This is a genomic window from Pseudoalteromonas peptidolytica, assembly GCF_012641745.1.
In the GTDB taxonomy this organism is placed as follows: domain Bacteria; phylum Pseudomonadota; class Gammaproteobacteria; order Enterobacterales; family Alteromonadaceae; genus Pseudoalteromonas; species Pseudoalteromonas peptidolytica.
On record NZ_WEHZ01000018.1, the window covers coordinates 60,986 to 79,651 of the forward strand.

Sequence of the window (18,666 nt, forward strand, 5' to 3'; positions counted from 1 at the left end):
ATCAAAGTAAGACATTTGGCTAGCAAATTCACTATCTCTGACTATTCTATAAAGATATGAATTAATAGGGAAGGCCACATGACTAAACTGGTTCTTGCCATTGACGATGATAAATTGGTCCACCACATCGTGGATGAAGCATTATCACGTACCTGCAAAATTTTACATGCTAAAAATGGTGAGGAAGGCTTACGACTGGCAAATAAATACCGCCCGGACATTATTTTGTTAGACGTTGAAATGCCCGGAATGTCAGGATTTGAAGTCTGTGAGCAGCTCAAAAAGCAAAGCGAAACTGCAGATATTCCAGTAATGTTTTTATCTTCGAGAACAGATATATCGGAGCGGATGCGTGGTTATAATGCAGGGGCTGCGGACTATATCGTCAAGCCTTTTAATGCAGAAGAATTACTCGCCCGTATTAATGTCCTTGATGACTACAGAAAAACGTCTTCAAAGTTAAAGCAGGATGTGCAACGAGCGCAAACAACTGCTGAAATTGCCATGACAGACTCAGGCGACATGGGGCGCATTATGCGTTATGTTGGCCAGTCTTATCATGCCCATGATTTGAGCACCCTAAGCAGCTATTTCTTAGAGTTTTTTATTCCTATGGAACTGGATGTTGCAGTCGCTTTTTGGTATCGCCAAAGCGCTACGTTTTACTCCAGCGAAGGAGTGATCCAGCCAATAGAACAAGAGCTGTTTGAAAAGCATAAAAATGGCAGTCGGTTTGTCGATTTTGGCCGTCGAACAATTATAAATTATCCAAAAGTTTCTCTGTTAATCAAAAATATGCCGGTCGATGACGCTGGGGTGTATGGCCGTTACAAAGATCTCTTTCCTCATATTTTGGAAGCGACAGATGCCAAAATAAAAGATATGGAGGTGAGTGAAGATGCGCTCACGAAAGTCGAGCATATTGGTCAAGTATTTGCCGAGTTGAGCGATCACCTTAGCGGCGTGGGTAATCACTACAGTGGTAAAGTGGCTGAGTTTCAATCATTGATTCAAAGCGAACAGCTCACCGCTTTACAGCCACAGGAACGCGAGCGCTTACAAGAGCTTTATAAACACTTTACCTACTTAAGCGATGAACTCACCATTATCAAGTATAAGTTGGGTGAAGTTACTGAAATGCGTCAACAGCTTATTGAAAGCCTAAATAAAATTGCGAAACCCTGGGATGAAGGGGAGGTTGCATCGCAGGTAGATATTGAATTGTTTTGAACGCTTGTGGGATATTCAAAGACAGTATTGTGGGAAAAGCGTATACTGCTCGGGTTGATAACCCTTGGGAGTTAAGCTTGTATATTCATACCCCATTCGAAGAAAATAGACTCTACCTAGATACGCTTACAAAGCTATTTGACCTTCCAGCTCTTAGTCTGAATGAGTCAACGTTTCAACTGCATTATGATGAATTAGGCTTACAGCTGGTAAAAAAAGATGAGCCCAAGCTTGGTGCTATCCGCGTTGATTTTGTTACCGGCGCTGTTGCACATAGGCGTAAATTTGGTGGTGGCAAAGGGCAGGCTATTGCTAAAGCTGTAGGGTTGAATAAAGGTGTAGTCCCAACTGTACTGGACGCAACAGCGGGGCTTGGGCGTGATGCCTTTGTACTGGCTTCAATGGGTTGTAAGGTAGTACTACATGAACGAAACCCCATAGTCGCGGCGCTATTATATGATGGATTGCAACGTGCCTATCAGGATGGCGAAATTGGCGAGTGGGTGCAAGCGAGTATGAGGTTAGAGTTTGGCTCTAGCCATGCGCTATTGGAACAGGCTGATTGGCGCCCTGATGTAGTATATCTTGATCCTATGTTTCCACATCGTGACAAGTCGGCACAGGTAAAAAAAGAAATGCGAGTGTTTCAAGACTTGGTCGGTAACGATCTTGATGCTGATGCGTTACTACCATTTGCGTTGCAATTAGCAAGCAAGCGAGTTGTAGTTAAACGGCCTGATTATGCTGGCTTTTTAGATAATACAACACCAAGTATGCAGATTAAGACTAAAAAAAATCGCTTTGATGTTTATGTTAACGCAGCAATGAAATAACCATAAAATAGTTTGTTTTTTAATCGGTAGGTGTCCGGATGGATATACGCCAAAAGTATGGTTTTGCGTATTTGTACACAAAATGGTTCCAGATTTAATCAAGTTGTCATAAATCCTTAATACTCTTGCAGGGCATGTTTATAGAGGGGTTGTGATTATATGCGCGTATCTACTTTTACTCGGTTGCTAGCAATACTGTTGACGACTGCGAGTATTTTACTTGGCGCTAGCCTATTGTGGGCAAGCAAAGTACTAACCGAACTTGATGTTCAAGGTGCGGCATATAATCAGGTTAAAAACACCGTGATTATTGAGCTTGAAGGGACGATAGAGGATTACTTGAGCGCGGGTGATAGCCAGTATTTAAGTAAGGCTGATGCGCAAATCAATGCACTCCAACAAGATGTTAATAACCTACCTGAAGCGCTGAGTGCGCAGATAAGACAAAAGTTACAGCAATTACAGCAAGACATCTCTGAAAAGTACCGGGCACTTGGCAAGCTATCCGGCAACGAGCTAGCACTATTAGATAACGCCTTAAGGCAGATGTCAGGCTCGGCATCCAGCCTGGTAAAATATGCGATTAAAGCGCAAGAAAGCGACCTAAAAGCGGCCTACTTTGAACTTGCCTCTGATTACTTTAGTGAAGTCTCCAATCTCAGTCTATATACCTATCAGTTAGTGATGTCTTATGAGCCGCAAACAGAGCAGAGTTTAATGGCAAGTCTACGTCGACTAACAGATATTGCACAGCAAATTGAGCAACTTGAAAATTTAGGGGTGATGAGTGAGGTAGATGAAGACGAGTTATTTTTGGGGGCCGAAGCCGAAGACCTAGCACTTGAAATTAAAGCTGAGCTTGTAAGTTGGCCAAAACGTTATGGCCGAGATCTTAACAACACACTACAGCAATCCAAAGAGCGTCAAGCAGGTATGTTGGCATTACGTGGCGATATTAAATCAATCTCAGAAAATATTTTACAAGCTGAGGCGCAGCTGATTGCTGATCAGGCTGCGGTAAAAGCCAACGTATTTATGCTATTTGGTGGTGCAATTGGTTTACTCGTGATACTGGCAGGTACTGTATACCTTGTTCAATTTAAACAAGTCCTTACACCATTAAGGCAACTACGAGATGGCTTTGCGCAACTGATAGAGAGTAATGAACTTAGTAATATTAAAAGTAAGAATCAAGATACTGAAATTGGCGAAATAGCGAGCTACTTCAACCAATTAATCGATAGACAGCGAGCAGAGGCTGATGAACGTTCAGCAATGCTTGGCGTTATTAATACTTTTATGGAAGAAATGAATACCAACTTGGCAAAAATATCGACTCAAGCAGGAGGGACTTTTGAGCAAGTGGAGCAAAACCAAGCGCAACTCGATTCGGTGAGGCAATTAGGTGCAGAGGCCAATCACATTAATGCACAAGTTGCTGATAACGCAAATAATACATTTGAGGCGATGACGCAAAGCGTGGCTTATGCTGAATCGATGCTGAGTGCGTCATCGACTACACAAAAGCGCGTTGAACAAGGCTTAGAAAGTTTGAATGAGTTGCTAACTGGCGTGTCTGATGTCAGTAAAGTCATTGATATGATTAGCTCAATTGCAGAACAAACCAACTTGCTAGCGCTTAATGCAGCTATTGAATCTGCTCGTGCAGGAGAGCATGGACGTGGATTTGCGGTAGTTGCGGATGAAGTGCGCAAGCTTGCTCAACAAACACAAGCTTCATTAACGGATATTCATCAGCAACTCAACGTCCTTAGCGATAACTCGAATAAAGTTTCTACCCAAATTTCAGCACTAGCCGATGAGGCGCAGCAACAAACTAACCATGCTCAAGAATTAAAGCGAAATTCAGAAGGTGTGGCGCACAGTGCGCAAAGTGCCAATCAGGTGGCGGCGCATGCGATGGATCTTGCTAACCAACAATCTGATTTATTAGACACTTTCGGTAAGGCTATGGATAACATGAAAGGCCAAGTTAATAGCTCTCATGAGCAAGTACAGCAAATCCAACAAAGCCTAAAAGAAAAGATGCAGGAAATTCGCAGTACCTTAGGATTGTAACAGGTAGATTGTGCTAACTCATTGTTGTTAAAGCAGAGCTTGATTCTTCACCTTGTCTAGCCAGAAGTGATCTATTGATACAAGGCAAGTCTGTGTATCAATAACTGGCGATTGGAAGTGAATTCAACGCAGTTAGCGCTAAAACTGGCTGCTAGAAAGGTATTATACCAATTTGACTTAATACTTGCTCAATTTGAAGGAGTAAATCTGACGCTAACAGCGTTAAAAATTTCTCATTTAGAGCAACTAAATAGCAAAATTTTTGCCTAGTTATCGACAAGATTTTCTCGCCTCAAAATAGACCACTTAATTAAGCAAATTGGTATTAATTATCCGCAGTCCGGGTTACTCATTAAAAAAGGCCGAGTACGGCCTTTGCATGGGGGAAGAAGGCTCATCTTGAGCCTACTGCATGTTTCTTTATGGTTTGTACTGTGCGTCTAGTGTTAAACCTGAGAAGGTACGATAAGCATTAATGCTTAAGTGCCACGTACCAGCTTGTGGGTTGGTGATAACACACGTTTCAGTATTTCCACTTTCATATGGACGGCAGTCATAGCTTGTCGTGGTTGGGCGAGCGCCAAACTTAACAAACAAGTCAGCATCGCCTGAACCGCCAAACGTTTTTACAGTAAAATCGCTCATGCCTTCTGGTACTTCAATTGTGTAGTGTACCCATTGGCCGCTTGATGCTGATACATCTTCGATAGTACCACCACCGGCTTGCGGAGTGCCTGTGCTTGAACCTGAGGTAGTCGCGACTAAGCTAACACCTGAATAGGCTTGATAGCCGTTGATCATTACATGATAAGTTCCAGCCTGTGGGGCATCAAAACTACAGGTTTCTGCATTGCCACTTTCATAAGGGCGACAATCATAACTTGCTGTAGTTGGCTGACTTCCTAACTTCACATAGAGATCTGCATCACCTGTGCCACCGCTCATTGTGAAAGTCACATTAGTTTTGCCTGCTGGTACCTCGAAAGTGAAGTATTGGCTACTGCTTGCGCTTCCGCTCAATCCTGTTTTTGCTACACCATCTTCAAGCACATTGCTTGTTGGTGGTGTTACATCGCCACCTAGTGCTTCGTTAACTGCTGCTGCTGCATCCACAACACCGGTTCCACAGTTTGAGCAGCTACCAGCAAAGTTACGCGTGGTATTTTTCAAGATTGCTTCTACTTCATCTGGAGTCGCAGAAGGCTTTGCTTGTTTGATCAGTGCGGCAACACCTGCTACGTGCGGCGCAGCCATTGAGGTACCTTGTGAGTAATGATAGCTGTCTGCAGAAGGTGCACCAGAGCCTGAGTTATGCGTAGATAAGATACCTTCAGGGTCGTTGGCAAAACTTTGCGCACCACCAGGTGCTGCGACATCAATGTTTGTACCATAGTTAGAGTAGTAAGCACGACTACCATCTCGGCCGACTGACGCTACGTTTACCACGCCGTTACAGTTACCAGGGTTATAGTTAGCTGAATTATCGTTGTCGTTACCTGCTGCAATGACAATCACAGTACCATTATTACGGGCTTGGTTGATTGCGTTTTGTGTTGTTGCACTACAAGCGCCACCACCACCTAGACTCATGTTAATCACGTCAGCTGGGTTTGCATTTGCTGGAATTCCAGACACTGAACCGCCAGAAGCCCAAATAATACCGTCAGCGATGTCTGAGGTTAAACCACCACATTTACCAAGCACACGAACAGGTACTACCTTTGCGTCGTAAGCAACACCGGCAACACCTTCGCCGTTATTTGATACTGCAGCAACAGTCCCCGCTACGTGCGTGCCGTGCCAGCTTGAGTCTTGATCGGCACGAGGAACTGGCTGACCTGTAGAATCGGTACCACATTCACCACGTGTTACGGCATCACCTGGATCGCGAGCATCGTTGTCACGAGCACCGCCATCATTCGCAACAAACGTGTCTGAGATCATGTCATAGCCCGGCAAAATATTTGCGTCTAAGTCAAGGTGCGGTCGGTAACCTGTATCAAGCACCGCGACTACAACCCCTTGTCCTGTCGCTTTATCCCAAGCCGCTGGAGCATTGATCCCCGCAGCAGCTTCAAAATAATGCCATTGGTCGCTATAACGAGGGTCGTTAGGTGTTGCGAATGGTTTCAACATCTGATCGATTTCAATATATTCAACGTTGCCAGACGCCATAACTTCACTCATAAATACCTGTGCTTCTTTAGCTGATAGCTTTTTGTCTGCACGCATTACATGGTGGTTACTCAATGCCATAGGGCGAACATAGTGAGCTTTGGCACTCGCTTTTTTACTTTTAAAACCTTTTACAAAGCTTTCTGCACGTTGTTGCATTTTTGTTGGTTGCAGATCCTCCGCTGCAAGTCCCATCATTTGTGAACTAGCATCTTTATATTTAATAATAAATTGAGTGCCAAGTGTGTTCTGAGATGAGAGCTTCTGTGCGGTAGCTGCAAGTGCTGTATCGTTTTGAATAGCTGGTGCTGCGGTAGCTGCTGATGCGCTAAATAGCGCAGCTACAGCAACGCTAAGTGTTGCGCGCTTAAAGTTTTTATTGATTGTCATAATGTTTCCCTAGTTTCTAACTTGTTGTTCAGCTGTTAATAAAAAGCTGATGGTCAGTGAAATTAAACGTCTATCTAAAAAAAAGAAAGCGCTGTTTTGTTATTTGCACTAATTATTTAGTTATATATAGATGGATGAATGGCTATAAAAAATTCTTAGCGTGTTGTTTTTAGTGCTTATTTTTAATTTTTATGTAAGTGTGAATAAATTTCAGTTACATTGTAAATGAGTGTAAATGAAAGGGTTTTTCAACTAAATGTGCCGTTATAGGGGACTCAAATTGATTACTTTTAGTTTTAAAGTATGGCTTTCTTGGCAAGATTAAGTCTCTTATTCGTAATCACAGCACTGCGATATGGACTTTTTAGGTACATTATTAACATTGAACAAATTGCAACCAAGTAGTGCTCATCCATACTGTGCTTGTTGTGTGGATCTCGGTATAATTTGTCTTTGGTTAAACGTTTACTTTGTGCGTTAAGTGTTAGCAGGAAGTAGTGATACCATGTTGACTTAATATCTGCTCCAGTTAGGGGAGTTGTTTTGGCGCTACAACTGGCTGCTAGAAAGGTATTAATTAAGAGAGTTGGTATAAGCTGCAAGGTTTTAAAAATAGGGTTGAGTGAAGTTATGCAACAAACAGATGTAGTTGTGATCGGTGCTGGTGCTGCGGGGTTAATGTGCGCTGCGCAGGCAGGGTATCGAGGGCGACAAGTTGCTGTGGTTGATATGGGTAAGAAGCCAGGCCGTAAGATTTTGATAAGTGGCGGTGGCCGATGTAATTTTACTAATGAGAATGCCTCTCCAGCCAATTATCTGTGTAAAAATCCACACTTTGTAAAATCATGTCTGAGTCGCTATACCCAACATGACTTTATTGAGCTGGTAGACCGTCATGGTCTTGCATATCATCATAAAACACTTGGACAGTTGTTTTGCGATAACAGTGCACAAGACATCGTTGATATCCTGCTTACTGAGTGTGATTGGGCGGGCGTTTCACTCCATTTACGTCAAGAAGTCATTGCGGTTGAGCATCAAGCCGACGGCCGCTATGTAGTTAAAACCACAACACAAACCTTTAACTGTGAGTCGGTGGTGGTCGCAGCAGGTGGCTTAACAATGCCAAAACTGGGCGCAACTCCTATCGGCTATAAAATAGCGGAACAATTTGGTCTAGCTGTTTTGCCCACTATGGCTGCTCTCGTACCTTTTACACTTCACGATCATGATAAAGCACGTTTTGATGGTCTCTCTGGGATCAGTATTGATAGCGTAGTGACCAGTGAAAGCGGTGTTCAGTTTAGAGAGAATATTCTCTTTACTCACAGAGGACTATCTGGCCCAGCAATTTTGCAGATCAGCTCATTTTGGAAAGCTGGAGAGTTTGTGAGTATTAACCTACTTCCTGATTTAGACGTCCAAGCACTGCTTCATGAGTGGCGTAGTGAACAAGGTCAAAAGCACTTAAAAAATCTGCTTTCGACCATCTTACCGAAGCGCTTTATAGAAGCGCTGATAAGCGATGGCAGCATTGTGGATAAAAATGCCAACCAACTCAGCCATACAGAAATTGAAACCTTAACTAGAACTCTAACCAGCTGGAAAATCAAACCAAATGGCACTGAAGGCTATCGCACTGCAGAAGTCACACTGGGTGGTGTCGATACTGACGAACTCAGCTCCAAGACCTTCGAAGCTAAAAAACAAAAGGGTCTGTACTTTATCGGCGAAGTCACCGATGTTACTGGTTGGCTCGGAGGATATAATTTTCAATATGCGTGGAGCTGTGGCTGGGCGTGTGGACAAGCTTGTTAGATTTGCCAATCGCAAACTATAGTATCCACAAGCCACCTCTACTATTTTTGCAGTAAAGTTTGATATTAGGAAATTTGTGATTAAAAACATACTAAATGCATGGATCTAATCCTGACTTTTTAACCATCTATATGAAGGTTTAACAAGGCAGCATCACTATTGTTAATGTTAACAGGGGACTGTAGCCAGTTATCAAATAACTGGCTACAGGATAAAAATTATTCTTCTACGCTAGATGGCAACCCAGCAGCTACATCTTTAAAAGCAGCTAAGGCAGCTTCTAAGTGGTCGATTATTTCTTGTTGTAAAATATCAGGGGGTGGCAGGTTATCTAAGTTATCTAAGCTGTCATCTTTTAGCCAGAATATATCCAAACTCGCTTTGTCTCGGTTGACCAGCTCATCATAACTGTAATATTTGAACCTCTCAGTCTCTTGACGTTCATGACGGTTTTCAGGGTTGTAACACTTAATGAAGTCTTTTAAGTCATTCAGTGTCATTGGTCGTTGTTTTAGTGTGAAATGTTTATTAGTCCTTAGATCGTAAAACCAAATGCCTTTGGTGTGAACTTTTTCATCACGAGTGGCATTGTCAAAAAACACAACATTAGCTTTCACACCATTAGCGTAAAAGATACCAGTTGGTAATCTTAAGATGGTATGCACATCGCAGTTATTTAACCACTTTCTACGAATACGCTCACCTGCACCACCTTCAAACAATACGTTATCAGGTAATACAACAGCGGCTTTACCAGTGTCTTTTAGGCTAGAAATAATATGCTGTAAAAAGTTAAGCTGTTTGTTGGTAGTGGTAGCCCAAAAGTCTTGACGCACATAGGTTAACGCTTCTTTATCTTCGCCACCTTCAGCATTAGTAATAGTCATGCTACTTTTCTTACCAAATGGTGGGTTAGCTAACACGTAATCTACTTTATCCTCGTCTTTTACTTGTGTAAGTAAAGCGTCTGCGCGTTCAATATCAGGTTCACCATCTATGCTGCCAATGTTGTGTAAGAATAAGTTCATTAAACACATGCGACGAGTAGAGGGGACGATTTCATTACCACTGAAAGTTTTATCACGCAAAAATTGAACTTGATCGTTATTCAATTTTGATTTTGCTATGGTGCTCTCATCATGCTTTGATGAATTCCAGTGAGTCATTTCTTTTTGAATCCACTGCGGATCGCCATAAGTAATCCAATCACTAGCACTTAAAAAGAACCCTCCCGTTCCACAAGCTGGATCTGCAATGGTTTTCTCTGGCTCAGGCTGAACGCAGGCTAATATGGCATCAATTAAAGGTCTAGGCGTGAAGTATTGTCCAGCCCCACTTTTTGTATCTTCCGCATTCTTTTGCAAAAGCCCTTCATATAAATCACCTTTTGCATCTGCATCTAAACTTATCCAGTTTTCGCTATTAATCATGGTAACAATACGAGATAGCTTTGCAGGGTCAGGGATCTTATTTTCAGCTTTATAGAAGATAGCGCCTAACATGCCGCCAGCTTTCGCGAGGTTTTTTAAAACCTTCCTATATTGCTCTTCAAGTTTTTCACCTGTTAACCCACTTAGAGATTCCCAGTTATACTCTGTCGGGACTTTAGTATCTCTGTCGTAAGGCGGCTGCGCATACTCATGCGCCATTTTTAAAAATAATAGATAGGTTAGCTGTTCTAAGTAGTCGCCATAACCTACACCGTCATCACGCAATGTATGACAGTAATTCCAAACTTTTTGTACTAATGCGGGGGCATTCATTTGTTTCTATCCAAACCTGATTGACTGCTCTCAGGATCGCTACCGTCTAAAAGAGTGGGATTATACCGATTTTTGGCAGAATTAATCGCATCTTGTAAGCGTTGATGTAATATTTCTCGTTTTGGTAATACCGCTAAGTACTCAGCTACGTGAATGCCCGCTTCATCCATTTCTAGTAATTCTATTTGTTCTTGATTTTTTTGTGCGCATAAAATAATTCCAAGCGGAGCTTGCTCATCCGCTTGGCGCTCATGTTTATCTAACCAGCGAAGGTAAAGCTCCATTTGCCCCTTGTAGTGAGGTTTGAACTTGCCCAGCTTTAAATCAATGGCCACTAAGCGTTTGAGTTGGCGGTTATAAAACAATAAATCGATATAAAAATCATCACCATCAAGCTGGATGCGTTTTTGCCGAGCAATAAACGAAAAGCCAGCACCTAGCTCAAGCAAAAACTGCTCAAGCTCGCGCAAAATGGCATCTTCTAAATCTTTTTCTAGATAATGATCATTTAGACCTAAAAAATCTAACACGTACGGATCTTTAAGCAGCAAAGGAGCTGAAACGGATTGCTGTGTTGCTAATTTTTGCAACTCCAACTTTATCAGCTCTTGAGGTTTTTTAGACAATGCCGTGCGTTCAAATAACATACTGTTAATTCGATCATCTAAGGTACGCGCACTCCAACCTTCTAGCGCACACATTTGAGCGTAAAATTCACGTTGTAGAGGATCTTTTAAATGAATTAATTGCTTAAAATGCGTCCAGCTTAATTTTGCACGCAGCGCGTGCACAATCTGCTGCTCAGGGAATGTTTCGTAAAACTGCACCATATATTGCAAATTACGCTTGCCCCAGCCTTTGCCTAAATCATGGGTCAGCTGCTCGGATAAATTTGCAATCACCTGCTTACCATATTCAGCGCGCTCACCCTTTAATACCGCTTGATGAATACGTTGACCAATTTGCCAATACAACATAGTTAATGATGCATTAACAGCAACTGCCGCTTGCTGTTTTGCTTGTGTGATTAAAGTTTGGATATCTGAAAACAGCTCTGGCTCAATATTGAGTTTTGACATTAGGCGCACTCCAGTAAAACTTCTATCCAGTATCTATCTTGATAACCTTTAACCATTTTCTTCGCAAAGACTGAAAAGGGGGCATCGGCTGCAATAACTTTGGCAATGTTACTAACATAGCCTTTAAATGCTTTTTCAATTTTGGGATCTCCCTGATCATTTGGATCATAAATAGCATCAGCACTTTCTACCCAATCGCGAATATCTAAGGCTAATTGTCGCCTAGACTCTACCAAATCAGGATGATCTAAATGGTAGTATTTAATGGAGTCTATCGCTCGCCGATTACGATTTCTTTGGTGTGGGAATTTTGCTCTCGGTAATCCATCCTCGGTAAAATCAAGTAAGCCAACATCAGCAGGTTCACAAGGGTCTATTAATATGTAATTTTCCGTATTACGCTGTGCTCTATTTTCCGCTTTATTCCCAGATAGTAGGGGGAAATGATCACCTTTACCTTCACTTTCACCTGTTTTAGGGTTTTTTCTAATGCTATTGCAAAAAGTACAAGCGAAGCGAAAGTTCTCATAGTCAAGTGCAAACCAAGGATAGAGGCTTTTGGGTCGAAAATGATCGACTGCGTTGTCCGATCTATCCTCTCTAGATTCACAATACCAACACTTATTCTGAGACAAATCCTTTAGCTGAGGCTTCAACTCTGACCACATTGCCGAAGCAGTTTTAGCGTCGATAACGCCATTATCAATGTCAGCTTGTTTGCTTAGTGCGCGAGCACGCCAATCAGGAGAAGGGTTCAGTTTACGTAAATCAATTCTTCTCATCTTGACCTCCACCTTCTTGTTTCAGTTTCGCCAGCACTTCTAAGATTAACTTTTTACTCGTTGCTCGTTTTTTATCTGATGGCAGTTGATCGATTTTTTGCTTGCTGTTGGCACTGGCATCAAATTCATAGCGAGCACGCAGGTACTCTTCAAATACTCTATCGCGGTGTGAGAATCTAAAACCGAGATTATCCAGTTTTGCGTTTATAGCGTGCAGTTCGACCTTTTCATCTGATGATAAAGTGCCATCTTTAGCGGTTATTTGCCTTTTTTTCTCCAGCAAATCCTCTGTGTAGCTATCAAGCGATGTTGCTAATCCAAACATATCACTGGTGATAATACCCGCATAGCCCATGCCTCTGGGGTCAAAGTTAGGTTTATGTGACGCTATGGTGCGGGTCTCATCGTCGCGGTTTAATATTTGTACTTGATCACGGGTTAATTCGGCAATTGCAATTGGGTTATGTGTAGTGAGAACGATATGGCTATTGTTTTCACCTTTAGAGCTAGAGGTTACAAATTTATTAAGATAATCAATGTAATCAACGCTCCACTTAGGGTTTAAGTGAGTGTCTGGTTCATCAAGTAAAAATAAACTTTCTTCCTCAGCAGTAAACCTTAATAGACCTAACACTGTTAGCAATTGTTGCTCGCCTTCACTTAACTCTCTGAAGGTGACACTACCATCATTCTTTTTAAGTTTTACTCTAATACGAACTTCGCTAATTAACTCTGAAACGTAGGTGCTTTCAAGATCACGGAAAAACTCTCTTGGCTCTTGCTCTCCAACCAGTTCATCGAGCTTGTAAATATCTTTGATAAACATATAAAGATATTCCCGCTCTTTTTTATTCCATAACGTTGCTTCATCTTTGCGCTTAATTTTTATAGGTGCGGTAGAAACCTCATGGACACGATCTAAAAAATCACGCACAACACCTTCGGCTCCCCAAAAGATATCGGGTTTTTCTTTGCAAGCGCCATATTTACCTTTTGGATCTTTACTTTTATTTAAGTTCCATGAAGGCTCATTTAGCTCTAGCAGCACAGAATCAATACTTTCCGCATTTTCATCCGTTTCTAGACCTAATTGAGTGTCTAGAAAATGCCTAACTAAGTCATCTTGTCTTAATACAAAGGCAAGTAACACAAATTGGCTATGTACAGGTAATGCATAAAATAAACGCCTTAAACCCGGATCTTCAGATTTTGCATTGCGAAGCTTTTTATCATATTGCTGAAGGTACGGCCTAAAAACTGACTGCATCCTATCGCTATGGCCTGAGTAGTAACCAAAAACATATTTTGGCAAGAAGTCGTCTTGCTGCTTTTTGAACTTACTAAATGCAATTTCAGCTAGCTCTTTCTTTCCTTTCAGCTCGCTCAATAAATCTGCTTGAGATGACTCTTCTGACTTATTTTCACCTAAATCTCTGTAACTGATTTTATAGGCCTCTTTAACACGATCAGGGTCAGCATCTATCTCGATCTCTTTTTCATGGCAAAAATAACGAAGGACGTAAGAAAACGTTGGTTTATCTTTGTCTCCTCTCTCATTTTTACCCATAATAAGGTCGCGAAATAAAACAGCTAATGCCTCAAGTACGTTTGACTTACCTGTGCCATTCCAGCCAATGACTAAGGTGATCCACTCTTGTTCTTCAAAGTCGATGGTGACATTTTTAAGGTTTTTAAATCGCTGGCGCTCACCTTCGCGATCTGATCCGATTGTAAATGAGGCTAGGCGCATTAGTCTTCCTTAATGTCTTGCGTAGTTAATTTTAATTGGTCGAAGTCACCTTGGCGCTGAATTTCGATTCTGCCTGTTTTTTCTAGTTTGCGCAGTTCGGTATAAATTTCTTCGATACGATCGGTTGAAGTGCCGTCAACAATGCCACATTTTTGAAAGGCATTTTGGGCATCAATCCAGTCATTTTCAGCGGTTAACACTTCGAGTAAGGTATTCATCAGCTCAACTCTTTTTCTAGGTTTACTCTGTTTTCGAGGTTTTGATATTTTTGCTAAAGCTACACGTTCTTGCTTAATTTTCTCAAGCAATACTGAAGCGGGTTCGTCATCAGGGTCTTGTGGCACTAGTTGGCCAGAAAAAGCTGACTTTAAGATGTTTTTACGCTGGGCTTCGGATTGTTTTAAGCCAAGAGCTGTTGCTTCAACTTGTCGGTCGATCGAATCAAATTCAGTATCAATTTTATTTGTGATCATTTGCTGTTCACACAGTGAAGGTATTGGTACAGGAACTTTAGATATTTTAGATACACTTAGCGTGTATAGCCCACTAGTTGTTGCGGCTAAATTTGACATAATGTCCATTCCTGCTGGAGAGTTAAGCCAAAGTGCCACATATTTACTAAGTGCTAAAACAGGTCGCGTTCTAATCAAATGATTCTGATGAACTGCATTTTCAATCTCATTATTCCAAATTGCGCATCTACCAATTTCACTTTTACTACCATTTCCTTCCACAATTAAAATATCACCTTTTAACAGAGATAAACGTTGCAACTCATCTCCAAACAGCTCTATTTCATGGATTTCATCAAGGCGTAATTCATTTCTATATACATTGGCGACTCTAAGAAACGGGTATTTATTTTCTACTGGTCTTCTTTTTGGCTGTTTTTGGATTCCGCCTTGAATGTGAGATATTTGCGACATGCTCGCCCAAACCCAACCTTCAGGAAGTTCAGGTAAATCAGTTGTATCAGGCTGGACTGGCTCAGGATATTTGTCTTGCCAGTTTTTGGGTGGCTTTTTGCCTTTTTCTTTAAACTCTGCGAGTTTTTCCTGTTCCCAGCGTTGCTTACGCTCAATTAGGATACGATTTAAAAGCTCTTTGCCTGTTTCTTCAATTTTATCTTTATTGTCATCTCGCCATTTTTGAGTAAGCGCACCTTCAACCGCACTTTTGAGTAAGGATTGGCGATAGTGTTTGAGTTTAACTTGAGCTGTTTTTAGCTCTTGAGCACCAAAGTCTAATTCTGAAAATAATTCATCTAATTTTTCCGAAATGCGAAATTGCTCTTCATACGGAGGGACTGGCAATTTAATTGGAGATAGATCGCCTTTGTTAAACCCATTCTGCGCTGATCGAGAAATCATTTTTATGGGATGCTGAAAAATAGGTGTGTGCAACAAATAATATAAGTACTTATTATCAAATAGAGAGTTAGGATAAATAACTTTGGCTAACGCAACGTTATAAGCACCTTCCATTCCTGTCAGAATACGCCCTAATGAAGCACCGTACCTAGCAACAAAAATATCTTCCTTAGTACAAAATTTTGTAACCGAGTCTTCGGGAACATAGGTCGGCACAGGTTTATTTCCAAAGTCTCGAATTTGAAGTAATCTTACGTACCCTTTCTTGGGGGAATCCACAAATGTGCTCTTAGGCGGTTGACTTCCTCCCTGTATATCTAAGTAATCGCCAAATTTAATTTCCGTCCAGCCTTTAATCTGTGATTTTTGTTCACTCACGCAAGTAATTCCTGATTCATTTCAGCCATAAGGCTATCTAATTCGTTTTTAGTTTCGGTATTAAACAAGCCCCAAGCTTTTTGTAATCCGCCACGATCTGAAAAAGGGCTATAGTCAAAGTCATCGCGCTCAATAGAGCAGCTTGCTGCAATATGGTCTTTTATCAACCTAAGCCATGAGGTTTGCTCTTTGGTAAATGCTGTTTTTCTTTGGGCATTATGGCGGAAGATCCATTTTTTAAATTTGGCAAATGCTTGTTCTACAAATGGTTTAAGCTCAGCGTCTACACCGATAGCATCTCTTATTAGCGAAATTATATTGATTAGCAGCCTTTGGCAGGCCAGCTTTTTACTCTGCTTCATTCGATAAACTAAATTGATAAGCTGGTTGATTGATTACATCGCGTCGATTTACTTGATTGCTACTTGTATCATTCGCGATCTGTAATAATGGGTTTATAAATTGTTGGTAATTGTGGAGCATGCAATATCCTTATTGTTTTTGTTCTTCAATCCATTTCTCTAGGTCAATTCGCTTAAAGCGCCATGAACCACCCACTTTAAAGCCGGGAAGCTTACCTTCGCTCGCAAGGCGATAAGCTGTTTTTTCATTCAACTTGAGGTATTTAGCAACCTCTTGAATCGTAAGTATTTCGTCTGTCATTGGATTATCTCAATAATGAACTTAGTTACAATATGAGAAAATTAGGGAAATAACAAGAAATTACCTTACCGGTTTGTTAGAATTTTTAATTGTCATTAGATATCACGCTTTATCATCAAACTAGCAATTTTTTTTATGCGTCCACGAATTCATAAGAGAAACCAGAGATGATACCTAACTAATAAACCCTTGTGTCTGAGATTATGAATTTTTGAAAATGCCTTTTCAAAGCCAGATTTTAGGCCAAATCCTATACAAAATACTCTCGCAGTTATACTGTTTAAGTTGTCTGTGTATTTACTTATTTATAGGTGTGGCTCAGCTCTGTACTGGTAATGTGCTGTGTCAATAAATGTTTGCTTGATATGGTTGGACACCGTTTACTCATTCACAAGGAGCCACTTCTTTTGAACATGGCTTATTTAACTTATTTAGGAAAAAGCTGATAGTAATGTCGCTTCGGCTGATTTTGAGTCCAGAAGTTTGCGTTGTTTGATTTACCAATAAATTTTCCCTGCCCCTGATTCAAGATAACGTGTATTGCATGCATTATTTCAAATCAGGGTGAAGAAAATTGGTTAATACTTTTCTTTTAACTCACCAATCAAATTACTGTGCTAGTAAGCATTTGATTAAAGATTATACTTTTCTTTGACCCTCAATAGGCTGCTTTCAAAGTGCTTTTTGTTTTTCTTTTTATTGATCATAAACTTCGTAAACCCAAATAGTTGACGGTGTAGAGGGTACCACTTATCAAAGTTTGCATGGAATTGGTCAATGACTTTTAATGGAAGTTTGTCCATCAGTGTATAAAAGTTATAGAGCAATTGAGTCATGGCAACAAATGGGAAGGCTTCTGCGTTAGCCTTTTTCAAGGCAACATGATCTATGCTCAATAGTGGCGTGTCTTTAATCTTGTCTTGAAAGAAAACATGTGGAAGGAAGTAGCCAGAGCTAAAAAGCAGAGGGTTATCACTGTTGTTAATTGAGATAACATTGCCGCATTGAGAGTGGTATTGCTCCGACTGCACGTCAGAGTTGAGGAGATACCCAGTACAATTAATGATCCAAGCGCCAGATTCAATAGGCTGTGTTTCGCCACTTCTAAAACACAATCGCGTTTCGTCACCATTGTCTTTTATGTCATCTAAGTAGTCTCTTACTATTGTTTTACAGCCTTGAGTAACAATATCCAGCTCACTTTGAGACAATAAACCAAGTAGAAATTGCTGGGCGTCTTTGTGCGGTGAGAGGGCATATTTGGATTTTACAAATTGGGTGACTTCCGCCTCATTATCGCCGTTGAAGAGGGTTGCACACTGCGTCATCATATCTAGGCTAGTTGTCCCTTTCCAATATTTATCCAAACCCGGCGGAAACATGATGTCTCTATTTAGGAAGTAGGTTCCTTTACCGATAATAAGGTGAATGGGTAACTGTGGGTTTGCTTGTAATAAATAATGGGCAGTATCCATTGCCGTCTTACCACCACCAACAATATAGATTGGTTTATTACTATCTATAATGTGCTGTTGATTTTGTGGTATTTGTTCAGGCGTAATTGAATGTACTTTGTCACTCGAAAAGGCTAATACTTGGCTTGGCTCAATGCCAAATCCAACACTTTTTATTAATTTTTTAGCATGGATTTGTCGTGTTGTTTCTTTTGAGGCTAAGCGAACTTGTACGATGCCATCATCTTGTGAGTCATGACTAAGGTAGCTATGCTGCATTAAGGGAATAACAGTCAAATGCTGTTCTACTTCGCTTACACAGCGCTTAAAGTGGGCTAAGATCTCATGTCTGTCAGCTAAATAGGACTCGTGTCGATCTAAACCCCACTTCATATTACCTATCGTAAATTGTTTGTAGGGCTGATGTAACCTTACATAATCGTAGGTGTCATTCCACATACCGCCAATAGATTCTCGCTTATCTACGAGTGCCACAGTCGCGTTTTTTGGTAAGTACTGCTTAGCTGCATACAGTGCATTTAATCCTGCAAGCCCTGCGCCTACAATACAGAGATCCACATTTTCTATGTTGTCTACAATCATTTTAACTGCCTATCCTTTGATTGTGTAAATAATTGAATATTAAAGATTAACTTTGTATAACTTTTTTGTAACAACAGACTATTTGCTTTACTTTCCTTCTAGAACAAGTTGTTACTTGAAAACATATATTGTCACTGAGCGTGATGCTATGGGTGAAATAAAACACGACACCTAGCAAACTTAATTTAAGTACTAGGTACCGTGTTTTACCGAAAGCCAGACTAAGCATGTGCTCATAGTGGCTTATCAGAGTGGCACAATAAATTAAATTAGTCCGTTTATTGTTCCTCTCTTGATTG

General features: G+C 40.9%; 14 protein-coding genes. 4 read left to right on the top strand and 10 right to left on the bottom strand.

The annotated features are described in order from the left end of the window. The first annotated feature begins 78 nt into the window (after positions 1-78). The 3 genes from F9Y84_RS12990 to F9Y84_RS13000 all read left to right on the top strand — a co-directional run bounded on the left by F9Y84_RS12990 (position 79) and on the right by F9Y84_RS13000 (position 4,142). On the top strand, positions 79-1,230 hold the full coding sequence (locus tag F9Y84_RS12990; protein WP_125251122.1) for a response regulator: 1,152 nt from the start codon (positions 79-81) through the stop codon (positions 1,228-1,230). 77 nt (positions 1,231-1,307) lie between these two features. Then, positions 1,308-2,063, top strand: coding sequence for a class I SAM-dependent methyltransferase (locus tag F9Y84_RS12995; protein ID WP_147389090.1), 756 nt, complete (start codon positions 1,308-1,310; stop codon positions 2,061-2,063). 159 nt (positions 2,064-2,222) lie between these two features. After that, entirely contained in the window at positions 2,223-4,142 is a 1,920-nt protein-coding gene (locus F9Y84_RS13000) for a methyl-accepting chemotaxis protein (protein ID WP_147389051.1), read from the top strand. A gap of 420 nt (positions 4,143-4,562) precedes the next feature. Here the strand turns inward: F9Y84_RS13000 and F9Y84_RS13005 are convergent, their stop codons facing one another. Beyond that, the gene (locus tag F9Y84_RS13005) at positions 4,563-6,707 is read right to left on the bottom strand and encodes a S8 family peptidase (RefSeq protein ID WP_147390311.1); all 2,145 of its coding nucleotides are present in this window, start codon (positions 6,705-6,707) and stop codon (positions 4,563-4,565) included. Positions 6,708-7,337: 630 nt separating this feature from the next. Between F9Y84_RS13005 and F9Y84_RS13010 the strand changes: the two genes are divergently transcribed. After that, positions 7,338-8,525, top strand: a complete 1,188-nt coding sequence (locus F9Y84_RS13010) for a BaiN/RdsA family NAD(P)/FAD-dependent oxidoreductase (protein WP_147390312.1) — start codon at positions 7,338-7,340, stop codon at positions 8,523-8,525. Between the two features lie 218 nt (positions 8,526-8,743). Here the strand turns inward: F9Y84_RS13010 and F9Y84_RS13015 are convergent, their stop codons facing one another. The 9 genes from F9Y84_RS13015 to F9Y84_RS13055 all read right to left on the bottom strand — a co-directional run bounded on the left by F9Y84_RS13015 (position 8,744) and on the right by F9Y84_RS13055 (position 18,367). Continuing rightward, the gene (locus F9Y84_RS13015) at positions 8,744-10,288 is read right to left on the bottom strand and encodes a class I SAM-dependent DNA methyltransferase (RefSeq protein WP_125251118.1); all 1,545 of its coding nucleotides are present in this window, start codon (positions 10,286-10,288) and stop codon (positions 8,744-8,746) included. Further along, positions 10,285-11,367, bottom strand: coding sequence for a PDDEXK nuclease domain-containing protein (locus F9Y84_RS13020; RefSeq protein ID WP_125251117.1), 1,083 nt, complete (start codon positions 11,365-11,367; stop codon positions 10,285-10,287). Before F9Y84_RS13020 ends, F9Y84_RS13015 begins: the two co-directional genes overlap by 4 nt. After that, positions 11,367-12,149, bottom strand: coding sequence for an HNH endonuclease family protein (locus F9Y84_RS13025; RefSeq protein ID WP_147390313.1), 783 nt, complete (start codon positions 12,147-12,149; stop codon positions 11,367-11,369). The genes F9Y84_RS13020 and F9Y84_RS13025 overlap by 1 nt, the downstream gene beginning before the upstream one ends. Continuing rightward, positions 12,136-13,899 carry an AAA family ATPase gene (locus F9Y84_RS13030; protein WP_125251115.1) on the bottom strand — a complete coding sequence of 588 codons (1,764 nt, stop codon included), beginning with the start codon at positions 13,897-13,899 and terminating at the stop codon, positions 12,136-12,138. The genes F9Y84_RS13025 and F9Y84_RS13030 overlap by 14 nt, the downstream gene beginning before the upstream one ends. Then, complete coding sequence (locus F9Y84_RS22425; RefSeq protein ID WP_167508279.1) at positions 13,899-15,647, bottom strand: restriction endonuclease subunit S; 1,749 nt, start codon at positions 15,645-15,647, stop codon at positions 13,899-13,901. The genes F9Y84_RS13030 and F9Y84_RS22425 overlap by 1 nt, the downstream gene beginning before the upstream one ends. Beyond that, the gene (locus F9Y84_RS13040) at positions 15,644-16,009 is read right to left on the bottom strand and encodes a type I restriction-modification enzyme R subunit C-terminal domain-containing protein (RefSeq protein ID WP_167508280.1); all 366 of its coding nucleotides are present in this window, start codon (positions 16,007-16,009) and stop codon (positions 15,644-15,646) included. The genes F9Y84_RS22425 and F9Y84_RS13040 overlap by 4 nt, the downstream gene beginning before the upstream one ends. Continuing rightward, positions 15,996-16,130, bottom strand: coding sequence for a hypothetical protein (locus tag F9Y84_RS22430; protein WP_263972612.1), 135 nt, complete (start codon positions 16,128-16,130; stop codon positions 15,996-15,998). Before F9Y84_RS22430 ends, F9Y84_RS13040 begins: the two co-directional genes overlap by 14 nt. 9 nt (positions 16,131-16,139) lie before the next feature. Beyond that, the gene (mads1, locus tag F9Y84_RS13045; RefSeq protein ID WP_125251113.1) at positions 16,140-16,310 is read right to left on the bottom strand and encodes a methylation-associated defense system helix-turn-helix domain-containing protein MAD1; all 171 of its coding nucleotides are present in this window, start codon (positions 16,308-16,310) and stop codon (positions 16,140-16,142) included. A gap of 632 nt (positions 16,311-16,942) precedes the next feature. Beyond that, complete coding sequence (locus F9Y84_RS13055; RefSeq protein WP_147390315.1) at positions 16,943-18,367, bottom strand: FAD-dependent oxidoreductase; 1,425 nt, start codon at positions 18,365-18,367, stop codon at positions 16,943-16,945. Positions 18,368-18,666 lie beyond the last annotated feature (299 nt).

Coding starts and splice junctions, on each gene's coding strand:
- F9Y84_RS13005 (WP_147390311.1), bottom strand. CDS start 6,707: ATGACAATCAATAAAAACTTTAAGCGCGCAACACTTAGCGTTGCTGTA.
- F9Y84_RS13020 (WP_125251117.1), bottom strand. CDS start 11,367: ATGTCAAAACTCAATATTGAGCCAGAGCTGTTTTCAGATATCCAAACT.
- F9Y84_RS13055 (WP_147390315.1), bottom strand. CDS start 18,367: ATGATTGTAGACAACATAGAAAATGTGGATCTCTGTATTGTAGGCGCA.
- F9Y84_RS13040 (WP_167508280.1), bottom strand. CDS start 16,009: ATGAAGCAGAGTAAAAAGCTGGCCTGCCAAAGGCTGCTAATCAATATA.
- F9Y84_RS13000 (WP_147389051.1), top strand. CDS start 2,223: ATGCGCGTATCTACTTTTACTCGGTTGCTAGCAATACTGTTGACGACT.
- F9Y84_RS22430 (WP_263972612.1), bottom strand. CDS start 16,130: ATGCTCCACAATTACCAACAATTTATAAACCCATTATTACAGATCGCG.
- mads1 (WP_125251113.1), bottom strand. CDS start 16,310: ATGACAGACGAAATACTTACGATTCAAGAGGTTGCTAAATACCTCAAG.
- F9Y84_RS13030 (WP_125251115.1), bottom strand. CDS start 13,899: ATGCGCCTAGCCTCATTTACAATCGGATCAGATCGCGAAGGTGAGCGC.
- F9Y84_RS12990 (WP_125251122.1), top strand. CDS start 79: ATGACTAAACTGGTTCTTGCCATTGACGATGATAAATTGGTCCACCAC.
- F9Y84_RS13010 (WP_147390312.1), top strand. CDS start 7,338: ATGCAACAAACAGATGTAGTTGTGATCGGTGCTGGTGCTGCGGGGTTA.
- F9Y84_RS13015 (WP_125251118.1), bottom strand. CDS start 10,288: ATGAATGCCCCCGCATTAGTACAAAAAGTTTGGAATTACTGTCATACA.
- F9Y84_RS13025 (WP_147390313.1), bottom strand. CDS start 12,149: ATGAGAAGAATTGATTTACGTAAACTGAACCCTTCTCCTGATTGGCGT.